The sequence below is a fragment of the Saccharibacillus deserti genome, assembly GCF_013618475.1.
GTDB classification, from domain to species: domain Bacteria; phylum Bacillota; class Bacilli; order Paenibacillales; family Paenibacillaceae; genus Saccharibacillus; species Saccharibacillus deserti.
In genome coordinates this window covers 513,735-539,668 of the sequence record NZ_JABJVN010000002.1, presented here as the reverse complement: position 1 = coordinate 539,668, position 25,934 = coordinate 513,735, and the positions used below count along the sequence as shown (strand labels likewise).

Here is a 25,934-nt window from a genome sequence, read left to right as displayed (position 1 = left end):
CGGATTTGAAGCGCCGCGAAAACGCAGCCTGCAAAACGGGTTACTTGGCTTCGTACCAGTTGGAACCGAAGCTCACGTCCGCTTTGAGCGGAACGGCCAGCTGCAGCGCCCGGGCCATCGTTTCGGGTACAAGAGTTTTCATCAGTTCCATTTCGTCTTCCGGCACTTCGAATACCAATTCGTCATGGACCTGAAGCAGCATGCGGCTCTTGAGTCCGCGCGACGACAATTCGTGATCGACTTTGACCATCGCCAGCTTGATGATATCGGCGGCCGTGCCCTGGATCGGCGTATTCATGGCCGTGCGCTCGGCGAAAGAACGCAGGTTGAAGCTCGACGAACGGATCTCGGGCAGATAGCGCCGGCGTTCGAGCAGGGTTTTGACATAGCCGTCCAACTTCGCCTGTTCGACGATATCGTGCATGTATTTCTGCACTCCGCCGAAGACGGTAAAATACTGATCGATAAAATCGCCGGCTTTTTTGCGCGAAATGCCCAGGTTCTGGGACAGCCCGTAATCGCTGATCCCGTAGACGATCCCGAAGTTGACCGCTTTGGCCGAACGGCGCATGTTGGAGTCGACTTCTTCGGCGGATACGCCGAAAACGTCCATCGCGGTACGGGTATGGATATCCGCATCGTGCAGGAAAGCATCTTTCAAGCGTTCATCGTCGGAAATATGGGCGAGCACGCGCAGTTCGATCTGCGAGTAGTCGGCGGCCAGGATGCTCCAGCCCGGCTGGGAAGGGACGAACGCTTTGCGGATCTTGCGTCCTTCTTCGAGCCGGATCGGAATATTTTGCAGATTCGGGAACTGGCTGCTCAGCCGGCCGGTCGCGGTAAGCGCCTGACGGAAGTAGGTATGGACCTTGCCCGTCTCTTCGCGAATTTCCTTGAGCAGCCCTTCGATATAAGTCGACTGCAGTTTGGAGACCTGGCGGTAGTGCAGGATCAGGCGCACGATGTCGCTGTGTCCGGCCAGTTCCTCCAGCACTTTGGCGTCGGTGGAATAACCGGTTTTGGTTTTTTTGCCGGATGGCAGTCCCATTTTCTCGAACAGAATCTCCCCGAGCTGCTTGGGCGAATTGATATTGAATTCCGTCCCCGCCATCTGGTAGATCTCCGTCGTCAACCGGGCGATTTCTTCTTCGAACTCCCGGCCGAGCGCACGCAGGTCTTCCGGATTGACCGTGATTCCCTGCTTTTCCATATCGGCCAGAATACGCGACAGCGGCATCTCCAGATCGTAGAACAAGCCGTTCATCTCGTATTCTTCCAGCAGCTCGCGCTGCTTCGGCACGATCGCCGCGATCGCTTCCGCTTTGCGCGCAAGATGCATGCTCAGCGTCTGCTCGTCCGGCAGGGCAAACCGCGCTCCGCGGCCGAAGACCTGTTCGTCGTCGGTCAGGGCAGGCAGTTCGTACTTGGCGGCAAGCCCGCTGACGTTCTGCGCCGTCTCCGTCGGATCGATCAGATAGGCGGCCAGCTGCACGTCGAACGACGCGCCCGCGAACGGTACGCCGTGCCAATGCAGCACAAGGTCGGCCCGATGCAGATCGTAGCCGGTCTTCGGCACATCCGCGTCGGCCAGCCATGCGACGATCGGAGCGGCTTCCGGCGATTTGAGCCGTTCGAACGGCAGATAATAATACCGGTCGCCCCCATGCAGAATCAAGCCGATTCCGGCCGCATGGTGCGGATTGTCTCCCCGGCTCTCCACATGCAGAATATCGATCTGCGGCAGGAATCCCACCAGCTCCTCCATATTCCCTTCATCGGCAATCCGCACGTCGATCGGCGCCGCTTCGGGTTTAGGATCCGAGAACGGATCGCTTTCTTCACCGTCCGCCGCATATTTGAGTTTGTCGATCAGCGACGCGAACTGAAGTTTCTGCAGTTCCGGAACCGCCGTCGAACGCTTGATTCCCTCAAACGCCAGATCGTCCAGCGACTGGGTCAACGGCACTTCGCGGAAAATGGTCGCAAGCTTCTTGCTGAGTCTGGCGTCTTCGGCATGGGCTTCGATCTTTTCTTTGATCTTGCCTTTGATATCCGCTGTATGTTCGAGCAGACTCTCGACACTGCCGTATTCATGCAGATACTTGAGCGCCGTCTTCTCGCCGACGCCGGGAATGCCCGGAATATTGTCGGACGTATCGCCCATCAGTCCCTTGAGGTCGATGATCTGCTGCGGCTTCAGTCCGTAGCGTTCCATGATTTCTTCGGGGCCGTAGGAAACGACGTCGCCGACACCTTTGCCTTTGAGCATATTGATGCGGACCCGTTCCGAAGCGAGCTGCAGCATATCCTGGTCGCCGCTGACGATGACCGTATCGATCCCTTCGCTTTCGGCTCTCGCGGCGAGCGTTCCGATGATATCGTCGGCTTCGTAGCTGTCCAGTTCGTAGCGGGCAATGCCGAGCGCATCGATCAATTCCTTGAGCATCGGGAACTGTCCCGACAGCTCCGGCGGCGTCTTCTGTCTGCCGGCTTTGTAGGCGGTATAATCGCCATGCCGGAAAGTAACTTTGCCCGCGTCGAACGCGACCATGATATGTGTCGGATTCTCGTCCGCAATCAAACGGGTGAGCATCAGCATGAACCCGTATACGGCGTTGGTCGGTTTGCCGTCGGCGGTGGTCAACGGAGCGGTAATGCCGTAGAAAGCGCGATAAATCAGGTTGTTGCCATCGAGCATCATCAATTTCGTCATCTTCGCAACCTCGTTTCGCTGGAATCTTCGTATTTATATGATACCATCAAACGACAAAAAAACCGAACAGGGTTCGGTCTTTTCGCTGCGTTCGCCCGGCTGTGCGCCGAAACCCGCCGCTGCCCAATCCCGATCAAAAATCGGAGTCGTCTTTGCCGCTGCGCATATCCATCCGAAGCAGATCGCCGGTCAGCTGACGGCGCTTCAGCCAGAGGTAGGTCGCCACCGTGGAACCCAAAATAAAAAGCAGCGACGCGGCATATCCCCACTTCCAGCCGAGCTCGGGCATGTGTTCGAAATTCATGCCCCAGATCGCGCCCAGCGCCGTGGTCGGAGTCAGCATCACCGTATAGACGGTCAGGGCTTTCATGATATCGTTCGAACGGTAGTTGGTCAGATTGTCGTCGACCCGCAGCAGCGAATCGATCTCGTCGCCGTATTCCTTCTGCAGCATGCCGACCCGGTTCAGGCGCAGCTGCAGACGGTGCATAATTCCCGATTCGCCCAGCGTTTCGTGAAAGACTTCTTCCGCCGCAAAGCGGATTTCCTTGACCGGAACGGCCTGCGAGTTCCAGTAGGTCAGATCGCTGCGCAGGCCGATGATCCGTTTGAGCATGAATTTGTCGTTGCGCCGGCTCATCGCTTCTTCCACTTCGGTGACCCGCTTTTCGATTTCGTCCACTTTGATAAAAAAGGTCTCCAGCACTTCGCCGGCAAGGGTAAGCAGCCCTTCCACCGGGTGCGGGCAGCGCTCTACCGCTTCGTACAGCCCGGAGAGATTCATCCGGACCGGCATTTCGTCCAGGGAGCCGATCGTCATCAGCTGCCGTTCCGTCACATAATAATGCAGCAGCAGCCTCCGGCCCTGCTTCTCCGGGTTCATGCCAAGCGCCAGCGTTCCGCTCAATACAGGACCTTCCTGCAGATGCGAAACGGCACGCGTCCGGTTATGTACACGGCTTACGCTTTCCGTCAGCCATTCTTTCACCGAAGCTCCGAAGTCCGCATGCTCCGACGCTTCCTGTATATCCCGAAACCGGTACCAGCGCCAGTTTTCGCTCCGGTTATCCGCTTTGTTTTCCCGCATGTCCATCCTCCGTCTTTTGGTTTCGCATCGGCCCGGCTTGGGCCTGTCTGCAGATTATCATACCATATCGCGCTCCGCGGTTTCGCGGATCATTCGCCGGCAGCCTCTTACCGACAACGCGGCGAGGATCAGATAGATCAGCCGGACGGGGAAATAAGCGTGACATTGTCGCCGCATTGGGCAAAGCCGGGCTTTCGATCCCCAAACATGCAAAAAAGCCCTTGTATGCCCGGAGCGGCGGCGCTCCGGGCAGTACGCGGACTTTGTTTCGATCAGGTTCGAAAATTGGCGGGGGATGCCTCCTGAACAAAGTTACGGGAACAGCATGCAGGGACGATCAGGAATTCAAATCCGGACGGTGTCCGGTCACGAGGAAAACCACGTTCTCGCCGATATTCGTCGCGTGATCGGCAATCCGCTCGATATAGCGGCCGACCATCTGGAGCAGCATCATCTGCGGTGCCGCTTCAGGCTTTTCAAGCAGCAGGGCGTACAGTTCGCGCAGCATGGAGCCGTACAGCTCATCGACTTCATCGTCGTCCTTGGCCATTTTGTAAGCCAGATCCGTATTCTCGTCCATGTAAGAACGAAGCGATTCGGAGATCATGGACGAAGCGATGCCTGCCATATGCGGGATATCCACCAGCGGCTTGACCGTCGTTTGCCCATCCAGGCGTACGGTCACTTTGGCGATATCTCGGGCCAGATCGCCCATCCGCTCCAGGTCGCTCGAAATTTTGAAGGCCACGATAATGCGCCGAAGGTCTTTGGCAACCGGCTGCTGCGTGATAATCAGCTGCGAACCGAGTTCCAGAATTTCCTCTTCGAGTACGTTAAGCTCTCCGTCACGTCGGATTACTTCTTCCGCCTTGACCAGATCGGCAGTCTTGAGCGACTCTACCGCTTCCTTCAAAGCTTCGTCCATGCGCGTACCCATCTTGATAAGCAGTTCGCGAAGCTGGTTCAATCCCATGTCAAAATCTGTTCTGCGGACCATATGGAAACGACCTCCTTTATTTGTGATTAACCAAACCGGCCGGAAATGTAATCTTCCGTGCGCGAATCTTCCGGCGTGGAAAATAAAGTTTTCGTCTCCGCCGCTTCTATGACTTCGCCGTTCAGGAAAAAGACCGTTTTGTCGGACACACGTGCCGCTTGGTGCATATTGTGCGTCACCATGACGATCGTGTAGCGGTGCTTGATTTCGCGGATCAGTTCTTCGATCTTCGCCGTCGAAATCGGATCGAGCGCGGAAGTGGATTCGTCCATCAGCAGAACGTCGGGTTTGACCGCAAGAGCGCGTGCGATGCACAGGCGCTGCTGCTGTCCGCCGGACAGTCCGAATGCCGAATGCTTCTGCAGATCTTTCACTTCATCCCAGAGCGCGGCCTGCTTCAGACTTTCCTCGACAATCTCGTCCAGCTCCTGCTTTTTGCTGATCCCTTTGAGGCGCGGGCCGTAAGCCACGTTCTCGTAAATGGACTTCGGAAACGGATTCGGCTGCTGGAATACCATGCCGACACGTTTGCGCAGCGATTCGACTTCCATGTTTTTATCGTAAATATCGTCGCCCGCGAGCGATACGAGTCCTTCGATCCGGGTGCCGGCGATTTGGTCGTTCATTCGGTTCAACGTCCGAAGCAGCGTCGACTTGCCGCAGCCCGAAGGTCCGATAAAGGCGGTTGCCGCTTTTTCGGGAATATCCAGGTTAACGTTCTTGAGTGCATGAAACTGCTCGTAATACAGATCCAGCTTTTCGGTACGAATAATCGGTTCCATTCTTCTGAGTCTCCTTCGCGGTTCTCCTCAAGCCAGTTTAGCCCCGGAATGTTAAAGACGTTAAGAAGAATTGTAAACGCAGCGTAAAATTTGTCCGATACATGCTTATTGCGTCTGTTTATGCGGAATCGAGCGAGTTTTCCAGCGTTTCTCGAACCGCTCCGATCTCCTGCAGGGCGCTTTCCGTCAATCCGTAAGTAAACCGCCCTCCCTGTTCGGAACCGTCGGCCGATCTCGACACCTTAAGGAACTCTTCGTCGGCCGCCCCCATCCGGTCTGCCGCTCCCCGGATTCGCGTCTCGGCCTCCTCCATACCGCTCGCCGCATTCAGACTGAGCGTATGCATGCGCTCCAACAGAGCGGCGATCTCGTCCGACAGCAGACGCGTAGACTCGGCCAAAGTCCGGACTTCTCCGGCCACCACGGCAAATCCGCGGCCGGACTCTCCCGCCCGCGCCGCTTCGATCGAAGCGTTCAGCGCCAGCAGCGAACTGGTTCCGGCTATCCCCCGGATCGAACCTGTCGCTTCCGCGATCTCCCGGGCGCAGGCGACCAGGCTGCCGATCGAACCGCGCTGCTGCGCAATGGCTTCCGAAGCCTGCGCAAAAGCCGTTTCGGCTTCCGACAGCGCGCGTCGGCCTTCCTTAGTGCGGCGGTTCATGGTCTCCGCTTCCCGCACCACGCTGCCCGCCGCATCGTGGATCTCGGCAAGCGAGCCCGATACGCCGTCCAGCATCCGGCGGCTGCCGGCGACCTGCTTCTGGCGTTCAAGCGCAGAACGTCCCTGCAGATCCCGGGACAGCCGAATCAGATCGCGCACGGTCAATACGCCTTCACAGCGGCCCTGCCGGGTCAGAACCACACAATCCGAGAAGGACTCGTCTCCTCTTGTCAGCGCGGTATCGATCAGTTCGGCCGGACACATGACGGATTCGGCCGTCAGCGGAAGGGTACCCGACGTTCCCATCACCGGACGGTCGTAGAACAGTTCGGGAGCGAAACGGCCGGTCAGCTTGCGGTAGAAAGCATCGCGCATCAGCAGAAGCAGAGGCCGTCCATCCGGCGAGCAGACCACGATGCAGGGAGCGCCCGGTTCCCGTTTGAATACCTGCAGCGCTTCGAAGCAGGTCAGTTCGGGACCTATGATCGGAACCTGCCTGGCGTAATCCGAGAGCAGCGGTCCGTTCTCGCCGCCGCTTTCCTGTTCGAACGGCAGCCGCTCCTCTTCTTGTCCTTCCCGTTCCTCGGCAACCTTTTGCGACTCCAGACCCAAACTTTCCTTTTCCAGCGTGCCCGCTCCCGGCATTCACGTTTCTCCCCTGTCTTTTTTCCTTCATTATACCTAGTCCGCGTTTGACGGATGTTAACGCCCCGTTAAGCCGAGGTAAAAATGCGCAAAAAAAAGGACTCCGGTCCCCCCTTACAGGGAAGAACGGGAGTCCGCTTTCGCTTGAGCCACGACCAATTTGTAGCCGACACCTCGGATGGAATCGATATGTACCGAACCGGGGTCAAGTTCCAGCTTTTTGCGCAAAGAGCTGACATGAACGTCAACCGTGCGCTGTCCGCCGATATAATCGAAGCCCCACACCGCGTTCATCAGATCGTCGCGGGTCATCACGACGCCGGGTTTGCGCGCCAGATAGAGCAGAACTTCGAATTCCTTCGGCCGCAGGTTGATCGACTGCTGGCCGAGCGTCACTTCATATTTATCCGGATAAATGGTCAGCGCACCCAGGCTGATCTTCGACTCGGACACGGCGGGAGCCGCGTATTCCGATTCTTCGCCGGAGGTACGTCTGATGACCGCCCCGACGCGTGCCAGCATTTCCGATACGCCAAACGGTTTTGTGACATAATCGTCCGCGCCAAGTTTCAATCCCAGCACGATATCTTCTTCCGCATTTTTTGCGGTCAGGATCACGATCGGCGTCTTGACGCCGGAAGCGCGCAGCTTCTCGAGAATTTCGATTCCGCTCATGCCGGGCAGCATCAAATCCAGCAAAATCAAATCGAATGCTTCCCTGCGAGCCCGTTCGTACCCGCCCGTTCCGTGCTCTTCAAGCACGACCTCGTAACCGTCCTGCGACAGATTGTAAGAAATCAACCGGGACAGCGTCGGCTCGTCTTCGATGACGAGCAATTTCCTAGCCATTGGCTCGATCCCCCATTTCGTTTGCCTGCGGCGCTTGCACAAGACCGCTGTCTTTCTTGCCTTGTTTGTTTATCCGGTGTAATTCCCGCAAGCGGATTCACCGTTTTTCGGCATGAATCGACAGGTTTATGCCCTCGCCTTGTTTTGACCTCCATCAGCATATCATGGCATTGTTAACGCTGTGTAAAAAATTAAGGATTTTCCTGAAGCACCGGCAGTTCCACGTTAAAAGTGCTTCCGACGCCAAGTACGCTTTCGACCGAAATCGATCCGCGGTGCAGTTCCACCAGATGTTTGACGATCGACAGCCCAAGCCCCGTACCGCCCGAACTGCGCGAACGCGCCTTGTCTACCCGGTAGAAGCGCTCGAAGATCCGCGGCAGATCCTTTTTGGGAATTCCGATCCCGTTGTCCGATACGCTGAACCGGACCCTCTCGTCTTCATATTCCCCGTCCGCGAATTCTTCCGCTTTGATCGATACGCGGCCGCCTTCGGGCGTATAACTGATTCCGTTGCCGACCAGGTTGATAAAAATTTGCCGCAGCCGATCTTCGTCCGCTTCGATAAACAGCTCTTCCGGCACCTCCAGTCGAATCTCGATCCGTTTATGTTCGGCAGCTCCTTCCAGCACCTTGCTGACCGACTGGAACAGCGTCAGCACATGGACCGGCGCGTAATCGAGCTGGATACGGCGGGATTCGATTTTGGACAAATCAAGGATATCGCCGATCAGCCGGTTCAGCCGCTCTCCTTCGTCGTAGATGATCTTGAGGAAAGAGCGTGCCGTGTCTTCGTCTTTTACGCCGCCGGCCAGCAGGGTCTCGGCAAAACCCTGGACCGCGGCGACCGGCGTTTTAAGCTCATGGGACACATTCGCCACAAATTCGCTGCGCATCCGCTCCAGGCGCCGGATATCCGAGATGTCCTGGAACAGAAACAGCATGCCGTGATACGACTTGTCCCGGACCGTCATCGGTACTCCGTCCAGCGTAATCAGCCTTTCTTCCGGCACGAACAGCGTCAATTCGTCGTGCATCCGCATCTTGCGATGCAGCCCTTCCTCGATAAAACGGGTCAGCTCGTAGAACCGCTTCAGCTCCACGTAGGGGCGTCCCACGACCCGGTCGGAACGAATCCCGAGCATTCGCTCCGCCTGGCGGTTGACGAGCCCGATTTTCTCCGCTTCGTCGACCATAATAATGCCGCCGGTCATATTGTCCAGCACGTTTTGCAGCAGGCTCTCATTATCCCGGATCGTATGCATCTGCGCCTGAAGACTGTCGGCCATATTGTCGATCGAAGCGCCCAACTGGCCGATCTCGTCGCGGCGCATCGGACCGACTCTCGCATCGTAATCGAGTTTGGAGATCCGGTTGGCCGTATCCATGATATGTTCGATCGGGCGGGTAAGTCCTTTGGCCAGACGGTAGCTGACCGCGGCGGCGAACAGGAACAGGACGGCCAACGCGCTGCCCATGATGATCCAGCCCCGCTGCAGCCCTTCCTCCACGATGCCCAGACTCATCGACAGACGAATATACCCTTCGAAGCCGTCGGAAGAAACAATCGGGGCCGCCACATAGAGCATATCCCGTCCAAGCGTCTGGCTGTACCGTACGGAATGACCGGGAGTGCCCGGACCGGATGTACGGATTTCTTCGCGATCCAGGTGGTTGTCCATCGAAGCCGCTTCGCTCTGGGAATCGCCGATGACCCTTCCGTCCTTTGAGATAAAAGTCACCCGGGAATCGGTCAGATCGGCAAGCCGCTTCGCTTCGATACTGAACAGGGGCGCGATCGACTCGCCTTTTTGCGGAACGGCAGGCAGTTTCAGCAGCTCTTCCAGCAGAGCGATTTCCCGGCCCATATAGTCTTCCAGGGAATGAATATGCGAATCCCGAAATACTTTGGCCATCGTCAGGCCGGCGGCCAGCACCGAAACGCCGACAAGCACCAGCAGAATCAGCGTCAGGCGGGAACGAAATGGTTTCATGAGTGAAAGTTCTCCTTCAGCGGATACGGTTTGAATTTTCTTAACACAAACTGATGCAGGGTCGCAAGCGGCTGCTGGACCAGAATGGCCAGCACGACGGGAACGGCCGCCTGCGGCGAGAAATAACCGAGGGCGAGAACCAGTCCGAGCGAGTTGTTGCGCATCCCGGCTGCAAACGAGACCGTGACCGAGAGCTCGGGCGTGCGTTCGCGAAGCAGCAGCGGTGCGTAATAGCCAAGCAGATACCCGAGAGCGACCAGCACCAGAACCGCCGGCACCACCGAGACCAGGTCGCCGCGAAGCTCATAGGCGTAAGGAGCGATCCCCGCCGCATTCAGCAAAATCACCAGCATAAAAAAGATTTTCGAAATCGGCAGCAGAACGGGAGCGGCGCGCTGTTTGAACTTTCCGCCGGAACGTTCGTAGATGACGACCCCAAGCGCCGTCGGCACAACGACCATCAGCAGCAGATCCCGCATCAGCCCGATCGTATCGAAACCCAGTTCCGCGCCGAAAAAGATCCGGATCAATCCGGGCACGACAATCGGACTGAGCGCCGAGTCGAGCAGAACCATGGCCAGCCCCAGTGCCAAGCTGCCTCCGGACAGCTCGATCCAGAGTACGGAAGACACGCCAAGCGGGATGACGGTAAACAGCACCAGACCTACCGTATACGGCGAATCGGCGCCGAACAGCGCACATCCCAGGCCAAACGCGGCGACAGGAGCGACCAGGTGGCTCAGCGCCAGCGTCAGTACAATCGGCAGCGGACGGGCGAACACCTGCTTGAGATGATCCCGGCCGCAGCCCACGCCCATCACAAACGTGATATAGGCGAACAGATAGGCGATGGAGGGAACCAGCGGCAGCAGGGGCTTGGAGAAGGCCAGGCCCGCCGCCAGCATGAAGGGAGTCAACCAGAACAGATTCCGGTCTACCCAACCGCTGAACGCCAGAGCCCCGTTTCTCATCGGATCTCCCGCTCCCGCTTCAATCCTGCGATTTTCACTTGCGTTCCTTCCTTTCCGGTTTGCTATAATGGATACCGTGTCTTCTTCATCTTACCACAAAGTTTAGAGACCGAAAGTCGCGAAACGCGCAAAAGGAAGGGTGCCTGCATTGACCATTTATCCGTTCTCCGCTTATTTATACCGTCTTAAACATATCAAACGATGGAGCCTGATGCGCAGTACGATGACCGAGAACGTCGCCGAACACTCGTATCATGTGGCGCTGCTCTCCCATCTGCTGTGCACGATCGGCAACGAATTGTACGGCAAGTCGCTCAACGCGGACCGCGCCTCCTCGCTGGCTTTGTTCCATGATGCTCCCGAAGTGTTTACCGGAGATATTCCGACCCCCGTCAAGCATCACAACGAGACGCTGCTGACCAACTTCCGTCTGATCGAACAAATGGGAGCCCAGCGTCTGAACGATATGGCGCCGGAAGCGCTGCAGCCGGTCTATGCTTCCCTGATCGGCACGACCGAACCCAATGAAGAAGACAAAGTTCTGCATGCCTATGTCAAAGCGGCCGACCGGATCGACGCCTATCTCAAGTGCGCGTGGGAAGTTGCCGCCGGCAATCGCGAATTTGCGGTAGCCAAGCAGCAGACCGAAGAAAAGCTGGCCGAGTCGGCAATGCCGGAAGTGGAATACTTCCTCAAGCATCTGGCCCCGGCTTTCGAAATGACGCTCGACGAGTTGTCGACCCAGCTCGGCGAGGAAACGCAGCGTCCTGAAGTCCGCTGAACCCAACCGGACCGTTTCCCGGGGCGTATCCGCTTTCGGCTGCCGCTTCCGCAGTCCTGGCAGGATTCAGGATCGATTCCCGAAAAAATAACAAAAAAAGCCGTTTCACCCGGCGCGTCTGCGCGGGGTGAAACGGCTTTTGCCGTACTCGGAAAACAAAGGCGTACAGGAAAAAAATCTTTTTTTGCCGCTGCGGCTTTACCCGTTGATGACTTCGCCGCCGTTAACGTGGATAACTTGTCCGCTGACGTAGGAAGAATCCGGCGAAGCCAGATATACGTAAGCCGGAGCCAGTTCGGAAGGCTGTCCCATACGGCCAAGCGGCTGGGATTCGCCAAACGATTCGACTTTTTCTTCCGGGAAAGTCGACGGAATCAGCGGTGTCCAGATCGGACCCGGCGCTACGCCGTTAACCCGAATCTTCTGCTCCGCCAGACTCATCGACAGCGAACGGGTAAAGCTGACGATCGCTCCTTTGGTCGACGAGTAATCGAGCAGTTCCGGGCTGCCGCGATAAGCCGTGATCGAAGTCGTATTGATGATTGAGCTTCCCGCCTTCAGATGCGGCAGCGCCGCTTTGGTCAGGAAGAACATACTGAAAATATTCGTTCTGAATGTCCGCTCCAGCTGATCGGCCGTGATATCGATCAGCGATTCTTGAGGATGCTGCTCTGCCGCGTTGTTGACGACGATATCAAGTTTGCCGAACTTGTCGATCGTCCGCTTGATCGCTTCCTGCGCGAACGACTCGTCGCCCAAATCGCCTACAATCAGCAGGCACTGTCTGCCTTCCGCTTCGATCAGACGCTTCGTTTCTTCCGCGTCTTCGTGTTCGCTGAAATACAGAACCGCCACGTCGGCGCCTTCGCGCGCATAATGGACGGCTACTGCGCGGCCGATGCCGCTGTCGCCTCCGGAAATAACGGCGGTCATGCCTTCAAGCTTGCCTGCCGCTTTGTAAGTGGGAGAAATGTACTCCGGTCTCGGCGTCATTTCCGATTCCGTTCCATGTCCGTCAAGCTGTTGGGCAGGAGGACTTTTGGGTCTCTGTTCATTGGCTTGCTGTTCGTTGGTTGGCATTATCGAAAACTCCTTTCGTGTAGGTCTTGAGCTGTCTTTAGCTTCCGTTGGATACTTACCACCCCGCACGAACGGCCAAACAGTTCAATCCAAAAAAAGGAGCAAATCCCCAATTTTCAAATAGGATTTTCGCGTTATGCCGGCCTACGGCAAAAAGACGTCCACACCGCCGCTGCCGCTGCCGCTGTGGACGCCAAAAATTAGACATGAGGCCGGTTCCGCCCTGCGGCAGACTCCTCGACCGTTTGTTTACTCCGGCAGTCCCGAAGCGGCAATCGCAATCACGCCGCGAACCGAATCGGCCGACTTGTCGAGTGCCGCTTGCTCTTCCGGCGTCAATTCGAGCTCGAATATCTTCTCGATGCCGTTTCCGCCCAACACCGCCGGTACCCCGAGGAACAGGTCCCGGTAGCCGTACTCGCCTTCCAGCCGCGCAATAACGGGCAGCACCCGCTTCTTGTCTTTCAATACGGCTTCGGCCATCTGGACAAGCGAAGCGGCCGGCGCATAATAGGCGCTGCCGCTGCCCAGCAGATTGACGATCTCTCCTCCGCCTACGCGCGTGCGCTGGACGATCTCGGCAATCCGCTCTTTGGCAATCAGCGACTCGATCGGAATTCCGCCGACGCTGGAATAGCGGACCAGCGGTACCATATCGTCACCGTGCCCGCCGAGTACGAAACCGCGTACGTCTTCGACCGACACGTTCAATTCTTCGGCGAGAAAGGTGCAGTACCGCGCGGTGTCCAGTACACCGGACTGTCCGATTACGCGGTTCTTCGGGAAGCCGAGCGTCTGATAAGCGGCATAGGTCATCGCGTCTACCGGGTTGCTCAGAATCAACACGGTGGTTTCCGGAGCGACCCTGCGAATCTGTTCGCAGACCGAACGGACGATCCCCGCATTCGTGCTTACCAAATCGTCACGGCTCATCCCCTGCTTGCGTGCAATACCGGCCGTAATGATCACCAGGTCGGAGTCCGCCGCTTCGTCGTAGTTGGACGTCCCGGTGATGCGCGCATCGAAGCCCTGCACCGGAGAAGCTTCCAGCAGGTCGAGCGCTTTGCCTTTGGTCGGATTCTCCAACTGCGGAATATCGAGCAGCACGACGTCTCCCAGTTCTTTTTGCGCGATCATCAATGCGGTCGTCGCGCCGGTGAAGCCGGCCCCGACGATCGTGATTTTTTTGCGTGTATGGATCATGGCGGTTGTGCCTCCCTTTTCGAAAATGGATAAATCGGTTCCACGGCCAAAAGCGGCCAAAAAAAGAACGGGCGGAAAAAGAGCCGTTCCAGGCTCCTTTTCCGCCCGTACGCGGTAAGGCTCTTATTGCATATTGCGAATGACTTCGTCGGCAAACGCCGAACATTTCACTTCGGTTGCGCCCTCCATCAGACGGGCAAAATCGTAAGTAACCGTTTTGTTGTTGATCGACGACTCCAGCCCTTTGTAGATCAGGTCTGCCGCTTCCTGCCAGCCCAGATGCTCAAGCATCATAACGCCGGACAGAATCACCGAACCCGGGTTGACCACGTCTTTGTCCGCATACTTCGGAGCCGTACCGTGGGTCGCTTCGAAGATGGCATGACCTGTGACATAGTTGATGTTGGCGCCCGGTGCGATACCGATACCGCCGACTTGTGCCGCCAGGGCATCGGACAGGTAGTCGCCGTTGAGGTTCAACGTGGCGATAACGTCGAAGTCGGTCGGACGGGTCAGGACCTGCTGCAGCGCGATGTCCGCGATAGCGTCTTTCACGATGATCTTGCCTGCGTCTTCAGCCGCTTTTTGAGCCGCGTTTGCCGCATCGGTACCGTCTTTTTCTTTGATTTCGTCGTATTGCGCCCAAGTGAACACTTTGTCGCCGAATTCCGCTTCCGCCACTTCGTAGCCCCAGTTCTTGAAGGCGCCTTCGGTGAACTTCATGATGTTGCCTTTATGCACCAGCGTAACCGTTTTGCGGTTGTTGTCGATCGCGTATTGAACCGCTGCGCGAACGAGACGCTTGGAGCCTTCTTCGGATACCGGCTTGATACCGATTCCGGACGTTTCCGGGAAACGGATCTTGTTGACTCCCATTTCGTTTTTCAGGAATTCCAGCACTTTTTTGACTTCTTCGGTGCCTTCCTGATACTCGATGCCCGCATAGATATCTTCCGTGTTCTCGCGGAAAATAACCATGTCGACCAGCTCGGGACGCTTAACCGGCGAAGGTACGCCCGTGAAGTAACGAACCGGACGCAGGCAGACGTACAGGTCGAGCTCTTGACGCAGCGCTACGTTAAGCGAACGGATGCCGCCGCCGATTGGCGTCGTCAAAGGTCCTTTGATCGCTACGATATATTGACGGATTGCAGTCAGCGTATCGGCCGGCAGCCACTCTCCGTATGTATTGAAAGCTTTTTCGCCCGCAAACACTTCATACCAGGCGATCTTTTTGCTGCCGCCGTAGGCTTTTTCAACGGCTGCGTCAAATACGCGTTTGGAAGCTTTCCAGATGTCGCGGCCTGTGCCGTCGCCTTCGATAAACGGAATAACCGGGTTATTCGGAACGACGAGTGTACCGTTTTCGATCTGAATTTGTTCTCCCTCAGTCGGTGCAGTGAATTTTTCAAATTTAGACATGAATGGAATTCCTCCTTCGAAGTGTTGGTACGGTTTCGGGGCATGCCGTATAAGGACAACCTGCGCCCGCAATCTCTTCTATTGTAGCTTATGACGGATAAATTTTGAACAAAACGTGAATCTTTTGCCGAAAAAAACCGCCCGTGGCTTATAAAGCTTCCGGGCGGTACCCGACAAAAATCGTTTAACGCTGCGCGATCGGCACGTACGTCAGATCCAGCTCGCCGACATACTCGGCACGCGGACGGATCAGACGGTTGTCTTCGTACTGCTCGAGAATATGCGCGGTCCATCCGGATACCCGGCTGATCGCGAAGATCGGAGTGAACAGCTTGCGGGAAATGCCCAGCAGCGTGTACACGGAAGCCGAATAGAAGTCGACATTCGGTTTCAGGCCTTTTTGCGAAGTCACCAGTTCTTCGATCTTGATCGACATCTCGTACAGCGACGAATCGCCTTTGGCCTCGCCCAAGCGGCGCGACATCTCCATCAGGTGTTTCGCGCGCGGATCGCCGTTCTTGTAGACACGGTGGCCGAAGCCCATGATCTTGACTTTGTTGTCCAGCTTGTCTTGAACGTAAGGCTCCACTTTTTCGAGGGAACCGATTTCTTCCAGCATCCGCATGACGGCTTCGTTCGCTCCGCCGTGCAGAGGACCTTTGAGTGCGCCGATAGCCGACGTCACCCCGGAATAAATATCCGACAGTGTCGCCACGGTAACCCGGGAAGCGAATGTCGAAGCATTCAGCTCGTGGTCGGCGTGCAGCACAAGCGCTTTGTCCAAAGCTTCGATGGCTGTCTGTTCCGGCAGCTCGCCGCTCATCATATAAAGGAAGTTCTCGGTAAGTCCCAGGCCTTCCTTCGGCGCGATCGGCTCCTGACCTTCGGCGATCCGGGCCAATGCGGCAACCAGGGTCGGCAGCTGCGCCTGCAGGCGCTCCGCTTTGGTCAGATTCGATTCACGGGTCATTTCGTCCGCCGAAGCATCGTACAGGGCAAGACCCGATACGGCGGTTCTCAGCGCAGCCATCATGTTCATATCTTTTGGATACAACTTCATCTGCTCGATCAGCTGCGCCGGAACGGCCGAATACTGCTGCAGATTGCTTCTCAATTTCGCCAACTGTTCCTCATTCGGAAGCGCACCGTGCCATAGCAGGTAGGCCACTTCGTCGAACGAAGCGTTTTCAGCCAGATCGTCGATGTTGTACCCCCGATATGTAAGCACGCCGTCCACGATCGAACTGATCGAAGAAGTTGCGGCTACAATGCCTTCCAGACCTTTAGTCGCTGTCATCGTACATCACTCCTTTTAAAATGGAACGGATAAATGCAGGCGGTAATTCTCGGGAGCACACGATGTGTTTGCAACCCGCAGACTTTGGCAGGCCTTCGGGTTTGGAACACATCCCAGACATTTGTAACCGTTTTTAGCGACTTACAAACGTTTGGGTCCCGGTCTCGATATCTTGTCGAAAACAACAAGACATGTAACCTCACTCTTAGCCATCATACCGGATTTTGTCATTTTTTTGAACATTTCTATGAATCGCTGAGGAATCAAATTGTTTTATCAGGGCGATAAAATACATTTGAAACCCCTTACAGTGATATATGTTACAGGAGTGAGCAAGCGTTTGCAAGTTCGGTAAAATGTCAAAAACCGTTCGCCTAAGGCGAACGGCTTGGAAAGGAAGTCTGTAATCAACGCCGGTAAAAGGTAATGCCGCCGCCTTTTTTCATCCGTTTCTCGATCCAGCGCATGGCGGCCCGGTGATAAAGCGGGCGAGTCAGCGGAAAGACCAGGGTAAAACCGATCAGGTCGGTAAGAAATCCCGGTGCGATCAGCAGGGCGCCTCCGGCCATAATGCAGACGCCGTCGACCAGTTTGCGGCCGGGCGGCTGACCGCTCTCGGCAAGAGCTTTGAGATCGTTCATCGCTTTTCTGCCTTCGAACTGTACCATCGCAATCCCGATTACCGTCGTGGCCAGAACCAGAACGAAAGTCTTGAAAAAGCCGAAATATTCGATCAGCCAGGCGAACACGGCCGCTTCGAGGATGACGGCCAGAATGAACAGGATAGCCATTCTATTTTTCATGGGGGTCTCCTCCTTGTATACTCGTATCCGTGGAAAGCCAACTGCCGATTCGTCCGTAGATATCCGGAGCGGCTTTGTTCAAGCGAACCGGCTTCCATTCGGAGCTGAGCCAGACATGATCGGTCTCTCCCGTATTCAGCAGCGTGCCGGGACGGTCTTCTTCCGGGCCGAACTTGGCCGCTTCGACGCTCCACGCCGCCGGATCTTCGCAGCGGCGGACTTCGTATTCGTACTCCAGACGCAGCGGCGAAAATCCGCGGATGCGCGCGTAGACCCAGATTCGGTCGTCGTACCGCGCCGGGCTGACGAAGCGGGAGCGAACTTCGAGCACAGGCAGATAGATTCCCTGCTCCTCGATCTCCCGGTAGGACAACCCGATCGTGCGGATCATCTCGGTCCGCGCAATTTCAAACCAGTTCAAATAATTGGCGTGATAAACGACCGCCATTTTGTCGGTTTCCTGGTAGCGTACATTCAAGCCCGTTCGAAACCAGCGGCTTGGTGAGTCGGAACTTTTCGTTCCCGGATTGCTTCTGCTCATGCCTTTCCACTCCTTGTTATCGGACAGAAGCCGAAAAGTGAATCTTTCGTCCTCCGCCTTAAGCCTTGTCTATTCATTGTATACGAAAAGAGGACCCGATTGCCAACCCGGGCCTATGTCCCGCGTCGCTGCCTTGGCAAAACAAAAAGCCGCCCGTACGGCGGCTTGGAACGTCGAATAAAGCGACGGACCAAACGGCCGGAAGGCGGCTTTTATCAAAAAAGGGAACTGCGGGTACGGCCTAGCCCAGGCCCTTGTCAACGCTAAAGGTAAGGTTACGCTCCCCTGAGATTTCGTACCTGAAGCGTGTACGAAGTCTCCGACGGAATTGTTATTTCAGGAAAACGTAAACCTCGGATTAAGAGTTGAAAGGGTACTAGTGAACGTGATCGACTTTGATCAGGTTCGTCGAACCGGAACGTCCCAGCGGTACGCCCGCCGTGATCACGACCAGATCGCCCTCTTGCACGATACCGGACTTTTTGGCGCCCTGGATAGCACTTTCGAACAGTTCGTCGGTCGTTTCGGCCACTTCGCCTTTGACCGGGATAACGCCCCATGCCAGAGCCAGACGACGAAGCGTCTGTTCCTGCGTCGTTACCGCGATGATCGGAGCGATCGGACGGTATTTGGAGATCATGCGAGCCGTCGTACCCGATTGGGTCGAAGTCACGATCGCTTTGACGTCCAGGTTCCATGCCGCGTGGGCGACCGATTGGCTGATCGACTCGGTTACGGATTTCTGCTGCGCTTCGCTTTGTTTCTTCAGAATCTCGCGGTTAGCCATGGCGGACTCCGCTTTTTCCGCGATACGGGCCATCGTCAGTACCGATTCTGTCGGATATTTGCCGGCAGCCGTTTCGCCGGACAGCATGATCGCATCTGTACCGTCGAGGATCGCGTTTGCCACGTCACTCGCTTCGGCGCGTGTCGGACGCGGGTTGCGCTGCATCGAATCGAGCATTTGCGTAGCCGTGATAACCGGTTTGCCGGCACGGTTGCACTTCTCGATCATTTGCTTTTGTACCAGCGGTACTTCTTCGGCAGGGATTTCCACGCCGAGATCGCCGCGGGCAACCATCAGACCGTCGGAAACTTCAAGGATTTCGTCAAGGTTGTCGACGCCTTCCTGGTTTTCGATCTTGGAGATGATCTGGATATGCTCGGCGTTGTGCTTTTTCAGCAGTTCGCGAATTTCCAGAACGTCGCTTGCTTTGCGTACGAACGAGGCGGCGATGAAGTCTACACCCTGCTCGATACCGAAAACGATATCGTTGGTGTCCTTCTCCGTAATGCCCGGCAGCGAGATGCTTACGCCCGGTACGTTTACGCCTTTGCGGCTTTTGATTTGTCCGCCGTTGACGATGCGGCACTTGATTTCCGTGCCTTCGACTTCGGTAACGGTCAGACCGATCAGGCCGTCATCGATCAGGATCGTGGAGCCGACCGATACGTCTTTCGGGAGATCGACGTAAGAAACGGACAGGCGGTTTTTGTCGCCGGCGATTTCTTCGGTCGTCAGCGTGATGAACTCGTCTTCGACCAGGTCGAGCGGCTCGACTGCGATTTTGCCGGTACGGATCTCCGGACCTTTGGTGTCCAGCAGCAGGGCAACGCTCTTGCCGAGCTCCTGGCAGGCTTGACGAATATTTTTAACGCGGTTGCCGTGCTCTTCGAAATCACCGTGGGAGAAGTTCATTCGAGCGACGTTCATGCCCGCCATGATCAGTTTTTTTGTGTTCTCCAGCGACTCACTTGCCGGACCGATTGTACATACGATTTTTGTTTTACGCATTTGGGTTCCTCCGTTTTTTGATCTCTGTGATCTCTGCTTGGCCTCTCGATGGAGGCTTTCTCTGTCGACTAGTACCCTTTCAACTCTTCATCCGAGGTTTACGTTTTCCTGAAACGCACACGCTTTAGGTGCGATTCAGGGGAGCGTAACCTTACCTTTAGTGTTGACAAGGTACTAGCATGTTCCAAAAAGGAAATACATGCGCACCCTTCCGCGTCACCGCACAAAAAGAGGCCGGTTTGCGGTGCTCCGACCTCTGTAATCCGCGTGTGGAAGTCGGTTTTTCGGATAGTTATAAAATCCTCACCAACAATTAAATCTACACTAAATTCACGGTTTTGTATAGGTTTTTAAGGTAAAAACTGCTCAAGAGTTCGGTAAAGCCGGTCCGGACGCATACTGCCCCATCCGGCGGAATTTCTCATACCGCTGGGCAATCAGCGTTTGGGCATCCAGTTGGCCGATCTCGTCCAGATGGCGTTCCAGTGCTTCGCGGATCGCAAGTCCCGTCGCTTCATAGTCGCGGTGTGCGCCGCCTCTCGGTTCGGGAATCACTTCTTCGATCACCTTGAAATCCAGCAGATCGGGTGCGGTGATCTTCATCGCTTCCGCCGCCTGGTCGGCTTTGGAAGCGTCTTTCCACAGAATCGAAGCGGCTCCGTTCGGAGAAATAACCGAATAGATGGCATTTTCCAGCATCAGCACGCGGTTGCCTACGCCGACCGCTATCGCTCCGCCGCTTCCGCCTTCTCCGATCACGATGCAGATGACGGGAACTTTGAGCATGGCCATATCCATCATGCTGCGGGCGATCGCTTCCGATTGCCCGCGTTCCTCCGCCGTATTGCCGGGATAAGCGCCTTTTGTATCGATAAAAGTCACGACCGGACGGCCGAACTTCTCGGCCTGCTTCATCAGGCGCTGTGCTTTGCGGTAGCCTTCCGGATGGGGACTGCCGAAGAAACGGGCGATATTGTCTTTGGTGTCTTTGCCGCGCTGGTGGCCGATGACCGTAACCGGACGGCCGCCGAAACGCGCGATACCGCCTACAATCGCCATATCGTCGCCGTACATGCGGTCGCCGTGCAGTTCGACGAAATCGCTGAATACGTACGGAATCAAATCGAGCGTGGTCGGACGCTGGTGATGGCGCGCCAGGTGCATTTTTTGCGCCGGGGTGACATTCGTATAAATATCCTGCTGCAGCTCGGCATAACGTTCTTCCAGGCGGGAAATTTCGTCGCCGAAATCGATTCCTTTTTCCTGTCCGAACTGTTTGAGCTCGTCGATCTTCTTGCGCAGCTCTACCAGAGGCTGCTCAAACGCTAATTCTCCCGCCATTCGTCTAGAGCTCCTCCTTTTTACTGTGCATGCCGATCAGTTTGCCCAGCATCGTTTTCATTTCTTTGCGGTGCACGACCAAATCGAGCTGTCCGTGCTGCATATTGAATTCCGCCGTCTGGAAATCGTCCGGCAGTTTCTGGCGGATGGTCTGCTCGATCACGAGCCGTCCGGCAAAACCGAAGGTCGTGCTCGGCTCGGCAATAATGATGTCTCCGAGCATGGCGAAACTGGCCGATACTCCGCCCATCGTCGGATCGGTAATCACCGACAGATACAATCCGCCTTTTTCCGCGAACTGCCCCAAAGCCGCGCTGGTCTTCGCCATCTGCATCAGACTGAGAATGCTCTCCTGCATCCGCGCTCCGCCCGAAGTCGAGAAAATGATCAGCGGCAGGCCGTATTCGCCCGCATGCTCGATGATCCGTGTGATCTTCTCGCCGACGGCCGATCCCATACTCCCGCTGAAAAAGTCGAAACTCATGACGGCTACCGCAACCGGCTGGCCGTTGATCGCACCTTCTCCGGTCACGACCGCTTCATTCAGCCCGGACTTCAGCTTCTGCTCCGCCAATTTACCCGCGTATCCCGGAAAATGCAGCGGATCGATCGACACCACATCGCCGTCGTGTTCGACGAAGCTGCCTTCGTCCAAAGTCATCGCAATACGTTCCACCGCGTTCAGACGCATGTGGTGGCCGCAGGATGTACATACTTTCAGGTTCTTCTCGAGTTCCTTGCTGTATTGAATCGCTCCGCACTTGCTGCATTTATTCATGAGCCCTTCCGGGATCTCCCGCTTGGGGCGCTGCTGCGTTTCCGCATCGCCGCTTCCGGCGCTGCGATCGGGAGGAAGGGTCGCGTACTTTCTTTTTTTCTGAAATAAATCCTTGAACACCACTACACCTCTTCAGCCGTTATTTGGCGGGCCTCGCCTTGAAGTTCGATCTGACAAACCGCACTGCTCTCTCGCTTCGAGCCCGGCCGGGTCGGGCCGGGTCAAGGGTGCAGAATATGATTCAGCACCTCCTGGACTTCCTCGAGTTCGCCGGAAGGAACCAGAATCTCGAACTGCTGTTTGGACATGTTGACGGGACGGATTTTGACGAGAAATCCTTCTTCGGTAAGCCTGCTCTCAAGCTTCTCCGCCAACCTGGCGGTAGAGGCGATATAGATCACCGTCCACATGAACGAATACGTCCCCCTTGTCGACTGTCCGTATGAACCCGTTTCCTCTGCATAATGGCTTAATGATACCATAAGGCTGTTTTTTTTAGCAACAGAATCGGCGGCCGGCCGGCCCGGAGACTCGCGGCCGGAAGAAAAACGCACAGACCGGGCCTGCGCATGGGGAAGGCGCAAGCCCGGTCCGAAGCGAAAAAGAAACGGTGCGATTCTTTATTTGACCCGGACGGTTCCGGCACCGAGCAGTTCTTCCATTTCCCCGAACAGCTCGGGCGAAGGCTCGATCCGGTACGCGTCGCTCAATGCCATCAGCTTCTGCGTATCTTCGTAGAACAGTAAGGTCGGCATCTTTCCCGGATGGGTCTGCAGCATCGTCTTGAGCGTCTCGAGCAGCTCGGGACTGCGGCGGTCCGCCGCGATCTTGACGAAGACGCGCTGGGGCGTACCGCCGGCGGCGCCGGACTTTGCACCTCCGGGCGCAGGTGCTGCGGCGTTTCCGGCAGAAGCCTTCGGGCCGCTGCGGGAAGATCGGGCCGGGCGGGTCGGGCCGCCGCCGCGCGATTCGCCGCGGGCCAGCAGACTGCGCACGGCTTCTTCGCCGAGCGGCAGAACGGTGTCCGCGAGCAGCTTGAAGCCTTCATCCTGCTGCTGGACTTTCGCCCGCAGTGCAAGCAGCGCGCCCGGCTGCATGACTTCCTGGCTTCGTTTCCACACTTCGGGAAACATCACGAGTTCGCAGCGCTCGATCTGGTCTTCGATCTCCGCGAAAGCCATCGCCTTGCCCTGCTTGGTTGTGATCGTCTTCAAGCTGACGACCATACCGGCGGTTACCGTGTGACTCTCGTCCGGCGCCTCGCCGAGTTCCATCAGCTTCTGCACGCCGGGCTCGCCGAGCAGCGGTTCGTAATCGTCCAGCGGATGGCCGGACAAATACAAGCCTAGCAGCTCGCGCTCCAGATCGAGCTGTTCCGACGATGTGTAATCGCGTACGTCGGGGTATTCGATCTCCCAGTTCGGCGTCTCCACGAAATCGAACATCTGGATCTGGAAATCTTCGCGCTCTTTGCGCCATTTGGCGGCGGCGTCGAGCGCTTCGTCCAGCATGGCGAGCAGCTGCGCCCGGTGACCCGGCAGCGAATCGAACGCTCCCGCCTGGATCAGCGCTTCGATCACGCGCCGGTTGCAGGTCTTCGGATCGACGCGGCGGCAGAAGTCGAGCAGGCTGTCGAACGGCCGCTCCGCGCGTTCGTCCATCACGTTGCGGATCGCATTCGTGCCGACGTTCTTGATCGCGGCAAGTCCGAAGCGCAGACTTGCCTTGCCGTCTTCGTCGGAAGGCGTGAACAGCATGCCGCTCTTGTTCACGTCGGGCGGAAGAACCGGAATATTCATCCGGCGCGTCTCGACGACGTATTCGGCCACCTTGCGGTGGTTGCCGGTCACGGCGGCGAGCATCGACGCCATGAACTCGACCGGATAATGCGCCTTGAGGTATGCGGTCTGGAACGCCAGCACGCCGTAGGCGGCGGCGTGGGCACGCGGGAAGCCGTAATCGGCGAAGCGCACGATCATGTCGTAGACTTTATTGGCGTCTTCTTCGCTGTAATCCTGCCCGAGGCTGCCGCGCACGAAGTGGCCGCGCTCTTCATCCAGCGTCTCGCGCTTTTTCTTGGACACGGCCCGGCGCAGCAGATCCGCTTCGCCGAGCGAGAATCCCGCCATCGTCGAAGCGATCTGCATGATCTGCTCCTGATACACGATAATGCCGTGCGTGTCTTCGAGGATCGGCTTGAGGTCTTCGTGCGGATAATCCGCCCGGACCAGGCCGTGCTTGACCTGGATATAATTCGAAATGAATTCCATCGGGCCCGGACGGTACAGTGCCACGACCGAGATAATGTCTTCGATGACCGAAGGCTTCATTTCTTTCATCACCCGGCGGATGCCCGGCGACTCGAGCTGGAATACTCCGGTCGTATCGCCGCGGCCGAGCAGTTCGTACGTGCCGGGATCGTTTTCGGACACGGCTTTGAAATCGACGGCCGCTCCGGTACGCTCCGCAATCCATTTCTGGCAGCGTTCGATGATCGACAGCGTGCGCAGCCCCAGGAAATCCATCTTGAGCAGTCCGACCGATTCCAGACTCTCCATCGGATACTGGGTCAGCGCCGTCTTCTCCCCGCCTTCCTGCAGCGGGACATAATCCGTCAGCGGTCCCCGCGCGATAACGACGCCGGCGGCATGCGTCGAAGCGTGACGCGGCATGCCTTCGACCCGCCGCGCCGTCTCGATCAGCCGCTTCGCGTCGGGCGAAGCTTCGAGGCGCTCCCGCAGCGCCGCGTTCTGGGCCAGGGCACGGTCGATCGTCATGCCGACCTGTACCGGAATCAGTTTGGCCGTTTTGTCGACTTCGCCGTACGGCAGCGCCAGCACGCGTCCCACGTCGCGCACGGCGGCGCGGGCGGCCAGCGTACCGAACGTGATAATTTGAGCCACACGGTCCGACCCGTATTTGTCGGTTACATAGGCGATGACTTCGTCGCGGCGTTCGTCGCTGAAATCGATATCGATATCGGGCATCGTGATCCGCGCCGGGTTCAGGAACCGTTCGAACAGGAGATTGTATTTGATCGGATCGACGTCGGTAATGTTCAGCGTATACGCCACAAGACTGCCCGCCGACGAGCCCCGGCCCGGGCCCGTGACGATGCCCTGCTCATGCGCGTAACGGATAAAGTCCCAGACGATGAGGAAATAATCGGAGAACCCCATCGTCCCGATGACGCCAAGCTCGTACTCCAACCGTTCGTCCAGTTTGCTCCGATGACCGGCGTCTTCCCAGCCCGGCAGATGCGCGTAACGGCGCTCCAGGCCTTCCTTGCACAGATCGATCAAATACTGCTGCGGCGATTTGCTTTCCGGCAGCGGCTGGTATTCCGGCAGGATCGAGCGGCCGAGTTCGATCTCCAGCTCGCATTCCTCCGCAATCTTCGCCGTGTTGGCCAGCGCCTGCGGCAGATGCGGGAACAGCCGCGCCATTTCTTCGCCGGTCTTGAGATAGAGCTGGCGCGTCGGAATACGGAACCGTTCTTCGTCTTCCATCGTTTTGCCGGTACCGATACAGATCAGAACGTCTTGGATCTCGGCATCCGGTTCGGACAGATAATGCGAATCGTTGGTCGCAATCAGCTCCACGCCGATTTCTTGGGCCAGCGCGACCAGCATCGGATTGACTTTTTTCTGTTCGGCCAATCCGTGATCCTGCAGCTCGATATAGAAGTTTTCCCCGAAAATTTCTTTGTAGCGCAGTGCCGCCGCTTTGGCCTCTTCGGGACGCCCGTTCAGGAAATGCTGCGGAATCTCGCCGCCGATACATGCGCTTGTACAGACGATCCCTTCGCTGTAGCGCTTCAGCACTTCCCGGTCGATTCTCGGTTTATAGTGGAAGCCTTCCAGATGGCCGGCCGAGCAGATCTTCATCAGGTTGCGATAACCCGTCTCGTTTTTGGCCAGGAGAAGCAGGTGGTAGATCGGCTGTTCTTTGCGGCTGGCCCGTTCATGCCGCGAGGCCGACGTATAGTAAGCCTCGAAACCGATGATCGGCTTGATCCCGGCGGCCCGGCAGGCTTTGTAAAAGGGAATGGCGCCGTACATGACGCCGTGGTCGGTCAGCGCGAGCGACTTCATGCCAAGCTCGGCCGCGCGGCCCACCAGTTCCTTGATCCTCGCCGCTCCGTCGAGCAGGCTGTATTCGCTGTGCACATGCAGATGGACAAAATCGTTCATG

General features: G+C 56.9%; 20 protein-coding genes. 1 reads left to right on the top strand and 19 read right to left on the bottom strand.

Going from position 1 to position 25,934, the window contains the following annotated elements:
- Nucleotides 1-40: 40 nt before the first annotated feature.
- The 8 genes from polA to HOP44_RS08385 form a co-directional block, all read right to left on the bottom strand.
- Nucleotides 41-2,713, bottom strand: a complete 2,673-nt coding sequence (polA, locus tag HOP44_RS08420; protein WP_172252367.1) for a DNA polymerase I — start codon at nt 2,711-2,713, stop codon at nt 41-43.
- 133 nt (nt 2,714-2,846) lie between these two features.
- Entirely contained in the window at nt 2,847-3,800 is a 954-nt protein-coding gene (locus HOP44_RS08415; protein ID WP_172252365.1) for a magnesium transporter CorA family protein, read from the bottom strand.
- Between the two features lie 337 nt (nt 3,801-4,137).
- Nucleotides 4,138-4,797, bottom strand: a complete 660-nt coding sequence (gene phoU / locus HOP44_RS08410) for a phosphate signaling complex protein PhoU (RefSeq protein WP_172252363.1) — start codon at nt 4,795-4,797, stop codon at nt 4,138-4,140.
- Nucleotides 4,798-4,823: 26 nt separating this feature from the next.
- Nucleotides 4,824-5,579, bottom strand: a complete 756-nt coding sequence (gene pstB / locus HOP44_RS08405) for a phosphate ABC transporter ATP-binding protein PstB (RefSeq protein WP_172195496.1) — start codon at nt 5,577-5,579, stop codon at nt 4,824-4,826.
- A 118-nt stretch (nt 5,580-5,697) separates the two neighbouring features.
- Entirely contained in the window at nt 5,698-6,885 is a 1,188-nt protein-coding gene (locus HOP44_RS23000) for a methyl-accepting chemotaxis protein (protein ID WP_172252361.1), read from the bottom strand.
- Nucleotides 6,886-6,999: 114 nt separating this feature from the next.
- Nucleotides 7,000-7,734, bottom strand: coding sequence for a response regulator transcription factor (locus tag HOP44_RS08395; RefSeq protein ID WP_172252359.1), 735 nt, complete (start codon nt 7,732-7,734; stop codon nt 7,000-7,002).
- A 191-nt stretch (nt 7,735-7,925) separates the two neighbouring features.
- Nucleotides 7,926-9,728 carry a two-component system histidine kinase PnpS gene (pnpS, locus tag HOP44_RS08390; protein ID WP_172252357.1) on the bottom strand — a complete coding sequence of 601 codons (1,803 nt, stop codon included), beginning with the start codon at nt 9,726-9,728 and terminating at the stop codon, nt 7,926-7,928.
- Entirely contained in the window at nt 9,725-10,699 is a 975-nt protein-coding gene (locus HOP44_RS08385) for a bile acid:sodium symporter family protein (RefSeq protein ID WP_172252355.1), read from the bottom strand. The genes pnpS and HOP44_RS08385 overlap by 4 nt, the downstream gene beginning before the upstream one ends.
- Before the next feature lie 154 nt (nt 10,700-10,853).
- On the opposite strand from HOP44_RS08385, the gene yfbR reads away from it, so the two are divergent.
- Complete coding sequence (gene yfbR / locus HOP44_RS08380; RefSeq protein WP_172253011.1) at nt 10,854-11,480, top strand: 5'-deoxynucleotidase; 627 nt, start codon at nt 10,854-10,856, stop codon at nt 11,478-11,480.
- A gap of 198 nt (nt 11,481-11,678) precedes the next feature.
- Here the strand turns inward: yfbR and HOP44_RS08375 are convergent, their stop codons facing one another.
- The 11 genes from HOP44_RS08375 to HOP44_RS08325 all read right to left on the bottom strand — a co-directional run bounded on the left by HOP44_RS08375 (nt 11,679) and on the right by HOP44_RS08325 (nt 25,933).
- The gene (locus HOP44_RS08375) at nt 11,679-12,560 is read right to left on the bottom strand and encodes an SDR family oxidoreductase (RefSeq protein ID WP_172252353.1); all 882 of its coding nucleotides are present in this window, start codon (nt 12,558-12,560) and stop codon (nt 11,679-11,681) included.
- A 249-nt stretch (nt 12,561-12,809) separates the two neighbouring features.
- Entirely contained in the window at nt 12,810-13,763 is a 954-nt protein-coding gene (gene mdh, locus HOP44_RS08370) for a malate dehydrogenase (protein WP_172252351.1), read from the bottom strand.
- A 123-nt stretch (nt 13,764-13,886) separates the two neighbouring features.
- Complete coding sequence (gene icd / locus HOP44_RS08365) at nt 13,887-15,185, bottom strand: NADP-dependent isocitrate dehydrogenase (RefSeq protein WP_172252349.1); 1,299 nt, start codon at nt 15,183-15,185, stop codon at nt 13,887-13,889.
- Nucleotides 15,186-15,369: 184 nt separating this feature from the next.
- The gene (gene citZ / locus HOP44_RS08360) at nt 15,370-16,482 is read right to left on the bottom strand and encodes a citrate synthase (RefSeq protein WP_172252347.1); all 1,113 of its coding nucleotides are present in this window, start codon (nt 16,480-16,482) and stop codon (nt 15,370-15,372) included.
- Nucleotides 16,483-16,889: 407 nt separating this feature from the next.
- A complete protein-coding gene (locus HOP44_RS08355; RefSeq protein WP_172252345.1) occupies nt 16,890-17,285 on the bottom strand; it encodes an FxsA family protein in 396 nt (131 codons plus the stop codon).
- On the bottom strand, nt 17,275-17,826 hold the full coding sequence (locus tag HOP44_RS08350; RefSeq protein WP_172252343.1) for an acyl-CoA thioesterase: 552 nt from the start codon (nt 17,824-17,826) through the stop codon (nt 17,275-17,277). Before HOP44_RS08350 ends, HOP44_RS08355 begins: the two co-directional genes overlap by 11 nt.
- Before the next feature lie 376 nt (nt 17,827-18,202).
- Nucleotides 18,203-19,621: a pyruvate kinase gene (gene pyk, locus HOP44_RS08345; RefSeq protein ID WP_172252341.1), complete on the bottom strand. Its 1,419-nt coding sequence runs from the start codon at nt 19,619-19,621 to the stop codon at nt 18,203-18,205.
- 366 nt (nt 19,622-19,987) lie between these two features.
- Nucleotides 19,988-20,962 carry an acetyl-CoA carboxylase carboxyltransferase subunit alpha gene (locus tag HOP44_RS08340; protein WP_172252339.1) on the bottom strand — a complete coding sequence of 325 codons (975 nt, stop codon included), beginning with the start codon at nt 20,960-20,962 and terminating at the stop codon, nt 19,988-19,990.
- 4 nt (nt 20,963-20,966) lie between these two features.
- A complete protein-coding gene (gene accD / locus HOP44_RS08335) occupies nt 20,967-21,860 on the bottom strand; it encodes an acetyl-CoA carboxylase, carboxyltransferase subunit beta (RefSeq protein ID WP_172252337.1) in 894 nt (297 codons plus the stop codon).
- 101 nt (nt 21,861-21,961) lie between these two features.
- The gene (locus HOP44_RS08330) at nt 21,962-22,150 is read right to left on the bottom strand and encodes a glutamate decarboxylase (RefSeq protein WP_172252335.1); all 189 of its coding nucleotides are present in this window, start codon (nt 22,148-22,150) and stop codon (nt 21,962-21,964) included.
- Between the two features lie 210 nt (nt 22,151-22,360).
- On the bottom strand, nt 22,361-25,933 hold the full coding sequence (locus HOP44_RS08325; protein WP_172252333.1) for a DNA polymerase III subunit alpha: 3,573 nt from the start codon (nt 25,931-25,933) through the stop codon (nt 22,361-22,363).
- Between the last annotated feature and the right edge of the window lies 1 nt (nt 25,934).